The following is a 7097-nucleotide window of genomic DNA, read 5'->3' on the forward strand; positions in this document are numbered from 1 at the left end:
GGTTGTCCTCACAAACCATCGATGATCAACGCGGTGGCCGTCTTCATGCCTGCGCCACGCCCAACGCCGAAGCCAAGTGACGTTGGAGTACTAGGGCCTCACGGCGGGCCCTGGCGCCGGGTTCGATGCTCAACCGGGCTGCCTGTTCGTACGCCGCCGCGGCCGCCTCGTGGCCGCTGCGTTCGCGGGCGCGGGCGGCGGTGCGTTCCAGAGCGGCGGCGGCCTCCTCGTCGGCTCCGGTAGCGGCGGCCGCCAGATGCCAGGCCCGACGGTCGGCGTGCTCGGGCGAGCCGAGGGCCGCGGCGAGCGCGCGGTGGACGGCGAGGCGTTGCCCGAGCGGCGCCCGTTGATAGACGGCGGCGCGGATCAGAGGATGGCGGAAGCGGACGGTGGTGGTGCCGTCGGCGTCGCCGCGGAGCACCAGGCCGGCCCACTCGGCGGGGGCCAGGTCCTCGACGGACGCCCCCAGCGTGGCGGCGGCACGCAGGATCACGGCAAGCTCGGCGGTTTCGTCGGCCGCCGCGAGCAGGAGCAGGCTCTGGCAGGCCTCCGGCATCCGGCTGACCTGGCCGTGGAAGGCCAGTTGCAGGCGGCTGGTGAGCGGGAGCGCCCCTGGCGAGAACACGGTGCCGCCCTCGGCGGCCAGGGCGGCCGGCAGCTCCAGCAGAGCCAGCGGATTGCCGCCGGCCTCGGCGAGCAGGCGGTAGCGCACGGCGGGCGTGAGCGGATGCCGGTCGAGCAGGGCCACGGCCGCCTCCGGGGCCAGCCCGGACAGGCGCAACTCCGCAAGGCCTGGGGCGGGGAAGGACCCCTCGCCGTCCCGGGCGGCGAAGACCATGACCACGCCCTCGGCGTGCAGGCGCCGGGCGGCGAACAGGAGCGCCTCCCGCGACGCCCGGTCGAGCCACTGCGCGTCGTCGACGAGACACAGCAGTCCTGTCTCGTCCGCGTACTCCGTGAGCAGGGAGAGCACCGCCAGCCCCACCAGCATCGGCTCGGAGCCGGCCGCAGGCCCGAGCCCGAACGCCGCCTCCAGAGCCTCGCGCTGCGGGCCGGGCAGCGCGGCGAGGGATCCGAGGGCCGGGCGCAGCAACAACTGCAGCCCCGAGAACGGCAGCTCCGCCTCGAACTCGACCCCCGCACCGCGGACCAGCCGCATGTCTCCGGCCGCCGCGGCGGCATGGTCGAGCAACGCCGTCTTGCCGATGCCCGGCTCGCCGCGCAGCACCAGCGAGCCACTGGCGCCCGCTCTGGCTCCCGCCACCAGTTCGGCGATCACGTCCTGTTCGGGCTTTCTCCCGTGCAGCTCCCCCGCGCCCATGACCCCATCCTGGCATCCGCCCGAGAGCGTCCTCGCCGCCATCGACACGCCCTGCCCGTCACCGGGTGTCGGCAGGTCGTCGGCACACCGGGAGCTGAAGGACAAGCTGGTCCGCGCGGCGAAGCAGGACTGGCACCGCTGACGCCTGCCCCCGCTCGCCACCGCCGGCCCCCCGCCGCAGGGCGGCCGGAGTCGACCGACGGCGGGCAATTCGACGTCGCGGCGGCCGAGGCCGTAGAGCAGGGACCCGGCGGTCGGGTTGCTCCACGGCACGGTGCCGTCCGGCCGCATCCGCAGGTTCTTGCCGTTGCGGTACGACGGGTCCTGGGCGGTGGCCGGCTGCCCGGCGTCGCCGACGCCCGCGTAGAGCATCCCGTCGGGGCCGAACGCGATGCGCCCGCCGTTGTGCGCGCCGGACCGGGCGAGCCCGGTGAGAACCGGCTGCTGGACCTGCGGCGCGGTGAGCCGGAAGCGGACGATCCGGTTGTCGACGCTGGAGGTGAAGTACACGTACACGAATCCGTCGGTGCGGTAGCGGGGCGAGACGGTCAGCCCGAGCAGGCCGGCCTCTCCCGTCGCGACGACCCCCGAGATCTGCGCGACCTGCTGCGGGGCCGACCCACGTCGTACCCGCAGGACCCACCCGCTGTCCCGCTCGGTGACGAGCGCGCTGCCGTCGGGCAGGAAGTCCAGCCCCACGGCGCCGGCCGGTCCCGACGTGATCCCCGCTGCCCACCCGGGCGGTGCGAGGACCAGTGGGCCCGCTGTGGCCCGCCCACCAACCGGTGGGGGAGTCGCTCGCCAATTCGGCAAGGATCCACAACTGCCCTCGAAGACGACCCGCCCGCCGTCGTGAACCGCACCGGAAACGCGGTGAACGTTAGTGGACACATCACTAGTACGGCAGCCGCCACTAACCGTGTGAGCTGGGATGATGCGGGTGTCGGGGCGGGCAATGTGGACGCAGCCGCCCTGATGATCATGTGTGTGTGACGACAACAAGATCACGGGCGGCTGCGGCTGCCAGGATAGCGGCTGGCCGGGCCCAGCGGTTGCGGGCCGACCTGATGCAGCGGCTGCGGTCGTGTTTCGTGCGGGTGCAGACCTGGCAGCAGGCGGATAAGTACGTGTCTGCGGTGGCCAGTGACCTGCCGAAACGTAACGGGTGGACGATCGCGGAGTACGTCGGGGACCGTGGTCCGGACCGGGTGCAGCGGTTGTTGAACCGGGCGGTGTGGGACACCGACGAAGCGATGCGTCTGGTCCGCCGGTTCGTGGTCGACGGGCTGGCCACCGCGGCCCGCCGGCGACGTCGGGGGCTGGTGGTCGGGGCGTTGGACGAGACCGGCCAGCAGAAACGCGGCACCGCCACCTGCGGGGTGAAACGGCAGTACATGGGCTGCGCGGGCCGGGTGGAGAACGGCATCAACACCGTGCACCTGTCGTATGTGCGGGAAGGCCTGGGGCACGGGTTGATCGGGTTCCGGCAGTGGATCCCCGCCGAACAGATCGACGACGCCAAGACCGCCCAGGCGATGGGGATCCCGGGCGACCTGCTGTTCCGCACCAAGGGACAGTTGGCGATCGACATCTGCACCGACGCCTACACCGACGGCATCCGCTTCGACGTCATGTGCGGGGACGAGGTGTACGGCGCCTGCACGCAGCTGCGGGAGTTCTTCGAACACCAGCAACAGGCGTACGTGCTGCGGGTGGCCTCCACGTTCCTGCTGGACCTCGGTGCCGGCGTGCGGTTGACCTGCCGGCAGGCCGTCGAGGAGCTGGTGGACGACCAGCGGCGGTGGGAGGTCCGCAGCGCCGGGACCGGGTCGAAAGGGCAACGCTGGTACGGGTGGGTGCAGATCGCCACCGCCAACCCCCGCCACGTGCTGCTGGTCCGCCGGCACCTACGCACCGGCGAGCTGGCCTTTCACTACTGCTACCAGCCCGACGGGCAACCGAAGAGCATGACCCGGCTGATCCGCGCCGCCGGACTACGCTGGCCAGTCGAGGAGGACTTCGAGTTCGGCAAGGACCAGTTCGGCCTCGACCATTGCCAGGCCCGCCTCCACGGCGCGATCCGACGACACACCGTGCTGGTCATGGCCGCCCTGGCCGTCTGCGCCGTCGCCACCGCGCAACTACACCACCGCACCGACACCCAGGCCCCACCACCAGTCACTCCCGATCAGGCCCCGCCAGACGATCCCGGCCGGATCCCCCTGACCATCCCCGAAACCCGACGCCTCCTGGCCAGACTCGGCCACCGACCGAAACCACCCCACCACGCCGAACACTGGACCGACTGGCGCCGCCGCCACCAAGCCCGCTCACGCTGGTTCCACCAACGCACCCGACTCAACCGCGAATACGCCCTGGTCAACTAGCCAATGGCGGCTGCCGTACTAGGTCTGCTAGCGCTGGGTTGGCGTTACCTCCGTAAACGGTCGCCGGTATGTCCGTTCCCGTCGACAGCCGGGAAAGCAGCGGCAGGATTGCTTTGGACGACCCTCGTTCGGTGGATTGGGTCGTCGGGTTGGTGCGGTGTCCGTTGGGAGTTGGTCCGGGCTGCTGATCGTTGTGCGGCTCGGAGGAATCGGGTTCCCCAGTCTCGGAGGTGGTCGGTGAATTCCGGGGGGCTGAGCACCTCGAATTCAGCGCCGATGTTGCCCAGTGCTTGGGTGGGCCAGTCCAGGCTGGCGGACACCATCGTGAGACGGCAGTGTTGGCCGTCGATGGGTTCGATCGTGCCCCATTGCCCGACGACCCGGCGGACGTGTTCGGCGGATGCGTGGACCAGGGCCTGCACGGCGTGTCCTGAGGGGACGCCGGTGGAGGTGCGCACGAACTGCGCGGCGTCGCTGGCGGGAAGGGGGCGTGGACGGAACCTCGTTCCGGCACTGCGCGGGTTGGTCAGTCGGTCGAGGCGGAAGCTGCGCCAGTCGTGTCGGGTCAGGTCGTAGGCGACCAGGTACCAGCGGCCGCCGAGCGCGACAAGGCGGTGCGGTTCGACTTCTCGTTCGGTGTCGGGGCCGCCCCGTGCGGTGTAGCGGAATCGCAGCCGTTCCTCGTCCCGGCAGGCTTGGGCGATCACCGTGAGTACCTCGGCGGGCACGACCGGGCCCGCGGCCGTGGGCGAGATGGTCATTGCGCGTAACGCGTTGACCCGGGCGCGGAGACGCGGCGGGAGGACCTGCACCACTTTGGTCAGCGCGCGCACCGCCGCGTCTTCGATCCCGGCGATTCCGCTCTGGGTGGCGTCGCCCATGCCGACCGCCAACGCGACGCCTTCCTCGTCGTCGAGCAGCAGTGGCGGCAGGACCGCACCGGGCGCCAACTGGTAACCGCCGTCGGTGCCTCGGGAGGCGTGCACCGGGTAGCCGAGTTCCCGCAGCCGGTCGACATCGCGGCGCAGGGTGCGTTCCGATATCCCCAGGCGGTCGGCCAGATCGGTGCCGGACCAGTGGCGGTGAGTCTGCAGCAACGACAGCAGCCGGAGCGTTCGGGAACTGGTGTTGGCCATGCCGCGATCTTCGCACCGCTTCCGGTCAGAAAGTGACCGGAAGTCGGTCTAGCGTCATCCTCATGATCACTCGTGAGATTCAGCTGACCACCCAGATCGCCGGCGTACCCGGCCGGGAACATTTCACCGTTGTCGAGACAGAGATCGACGGCGAGGTCCTCGTCCGCACCGAATACCTCGGGCTGGCCGCCACATACCTCGAGCTCATGCGCTCCGACTGCCACCTGCCGATTCCGGCCTGGCAGCCGGGCCAGCGCATCGGCGTCATGGCCATCGGCACTGTCCTGCGATCGGCCAGCCCGGATCTGCAACAGGGCGACCTGGTCCAGTCGATGAGCGGCTGGAGTACGCATTCCGCCGGCCCGGCCGCCTCATATGTCAAGCTGGACCGCGACGCGTACCCGGAGCCGAGCTACCACCTCGGCCAGGGGCCCACCGCCTACTACGGCATGGCAGACGTGGCCAAGGTCGGCCGTGGCGATGTCGTGTTCGTTTCCGGCGCGGCCGGCGGCGTCGGCTCACTGGCCGCTCAGATCGCCCGCAACCTGGGCGCCTCGAAGGTCATCGGCAGCGCGGGCAGCCATGCCAAGGCGGAGTACCTGGTCCGGGAGCTCGGTATCGACGCCGCATTCGACTACCACCAGGACCCGGTCGCAGCACTGAAGGAACTGGCACCCGAGGGAATCACGGTCTTCTTCGACACCGTCGGCGGCACGCTCTACGAGGCCGCGCTCGAGGTCGCCGCGCCGGGAGCGCGGTTCGCGCTGTGCGGATCGCTGTCCACCCAACTGGGTGCGGCGGCCCAGCGATTCCCCGAACCCGACCAGGCTGCCGCCGCAGCCAAGGGGATCGAGTTGCTGCCATTCTCCTGCCATCACACGCCCGACCAGATCGCTGCATGGCACACCCACTTCAGGGCCTGGCTCGACCAGGACACGTTCGTCTTCCCGCAGACGGTCGTCGAGGCCGGCATCGACGCCGTGCCCGATGCCTTCCTGTCGCTGTTGCGAGGCGGCTACCGCGGCAACGTCTCGGTGTGGCTGGCATGACGCCGCTGTCGCGTCGCGCCCTCAACCGGGCACTGCTGCAGCGCCAATTCCTCCTGGAACGCACCGACCAGGCGCCGCTTGATGTGATCCGCCGTCTGGTCGCCCTACAGGCACAGGAACCGAACTGGCCCTACCTCGGGCTGTGGAGCCGGATCTGCGGGTTCACCCACGCCGACCTGACCACCCTGCTGGCCGACGGGCAGGTCGTGCGCTCCAGCCTTCTGCGTAGCACCCAGCACATCGCCGCAGCCGACGATTTCCGTCGGCTGCGGCCCCTGCTGCAGCCCGTCCTCGACCGCACCGCCAACTCGCCGTACTTCCGGCGCAACAGTAACCGGCTGCCCACCGAGACGCTGACGGCCGACGGACGTGCGCTGCTGGACGCCGGACCGCTCGCCCGTAAAGAGCTCGCCCGACGCCTCGCCGCCCGCCACCCGGGCCGCGACGGCCGGATCCTCGCCGGCGAATTCGAACTACGCACCCCGCTCATCCACGATCCCACCACCGCATCCTGGGGCAGCTGGGGCAACCGATCTTCCATCACCGTCACCGCCCATGCGGCCGACACCATCGAACCCTCGGCGATCCACGAACTGATCCGCCGCTACCTCGCCGCCTTCGGACCCGCCACGGTGGCCGACGTCCAGGCATGGAGCGGGCTGACCCGGCTCAACCAGGTCGTCGCGAACATGGACATCGAACTACGCCACTACACCGGACCCGACGGCCAGACCCTGCTCGACCTGCCCGACGCGCACCTACCCGACCCGCACATCCCCGCGCCCGTGCGACTGCTGCCCGCGTACGACAACGCCCTGCTGGGCCACGCCGATCGCACCCGCATCATCAGCGACGAAGACCGCAAGCAGGTTATGCCCGGCCGGGCCCTGGTACACCCCACCATCCTCATCGACGGCTTCGTCCGTGGAACCTGGTCCTTCACCGGAGACGACATACGACTCGTCCCATTTCGGCCCCTTGCAACCGCCGAACAGCAAGCCGTCAACGACGAAGCGAACCGGATGCTGCCCTTCCTCAAGCACCGACGAACGCCATAGCCCGCGCCCGATCAGCCGACGCCAGCGAGCCATGATCCTGTGCGCACATCTGGCACCCCTCTGTGTCAAGAGGCGGCGGCGAGGGTTGTTCTAGGCTGGGGTGTGGCGGGTCCGGGAAGTGACTTTTCCGAAGTGTCGATCTCGGG

5 protein-coding genes are annotated in these 7097 nt (G+C 70.3%); 3 read left to right on the forward strand and 2 right to left on the reverse strand.

The window, feature by feature from the left end; all coding sequences use genetic code 11:
• Positions 1-43: 43 nt before the first annotated feature.
• The gene (locus ACZ6O2_RS36180; RefSeq protein ID WP_466026168.1) at positions 44-2020 is read right to left on the reverse strand and encodes a PQQ-dependent sugar dehydrogenase; all 1977 of its coding nucleotides are present in this window, start codon (positions 2018-2020) and stop codon (positions 44-46) included.
• Positions 2021-2388: 368 nt separating this feature from the next.
• On the opposite strand from ACZ6O2_RS36180, the gene ACZ6O2_RS36185 reads away from it, so the two are divergent.
• On the forward strand, positions 2389-3708 hold the full coding sequence (locus ACZ6O2_RS36185; protein ID WP_466026171.1) for an IS701 family transposase: 1320 nt from the start codon (positions 2389-2391) through the stop codon (positions 3706-3708).
• A 44-nt stretch (positions 3709-3752) separates the two neighbouring features.
• Here ACZ6O2_RS36185 and ACZ6O2_RS36190 read toward each other — a convergent pair whose 3' ends face one another.
• On the reverse strand, positions 3753-4844 hold the full coding sequence (locus ACZ6O2_RS36190) for a helix-turn-helix transcriptional regulator (protein ID WP_466026169.1): 1092 nt from the start codon (positions 4842-4844) through the stop codon (positions 3753-3755).
• A 62-nt stretch (positions 4845-4906) separates the two neighbouring features.
• Here ACZ6O2_RS36190 and ACZ6O2_RS36195 point away from each other — a divergent pair, with 62 nt between their 5' ends.
• Both ACZ6O2_RS36195 and ACZ6O2_RS36200 read left to right on the forward strand, forming a co-directional pair.
• The gene (locus ACZ6O2_RS36195; protein ID WP_466026170.1) at positions 4907-5893 is read left to right on the forward strand and encodes an MDR family NADP-dependent oxidoreductase; all 987 of its coding nucleotides are present in this window, start codon (positions 4907-4909) and stop codon (positions 5891-5893) included.
• On the forward strand, positions 5890-6951 hold the full coding sequence (locus ACZ6O2_RS36200; protein ID WP_466026172.1) for a winged helix DNA-binding domain-containing protein: 1062 nt from the start codon (positions 5890-5892) through the stop codon (positions 6949-6951). The genes ACZ6O2_RS36195 and ACZ6O2_RS36200 overlap by 4 nt, the downstream gene beginning before the upstream one ends.
• Positions 6952-7097 lie beyond the last annotated feature (146 nt).

Source organism: Micromonospora sp. NPDC048040 (assembly GCF_055587185.1).

Excerpts from the sequence above, each read along its gene's own strand:
- ACZ6O2_RS36185 (WP_466026171.1), top strand. The coding sequence starts at position 2,389 with ATGCAGCGGCTGCGGTCGTGTTTCGTGCGGGTGCAGACCTGGCAGCAG.
- ACZ6O2_RS36190 (WP_466026169.1), bottom strand. The coding sequence starts at position 4,844 with ATGGCCAACACCAGTTCCCGAACGCTCCGGCTGCTGTCGTTGCTGCAG.
- ACZ6O2_RS36195 (WP_466026170.1), top strand. The coding sequence starts at position 4,907 with ATGATCACTCGTGAGATTCAGCTGACCACCCAGATCGCCGGCGTACCC.
- ACZ6O2_RS36200 (WP_466026172.1), top strand. The coding sequence starts at position 5,890 with ATGACGCCGCTGTCGCGTCGCGCCCTCAACCGGGCACTGCTGCAGCGC.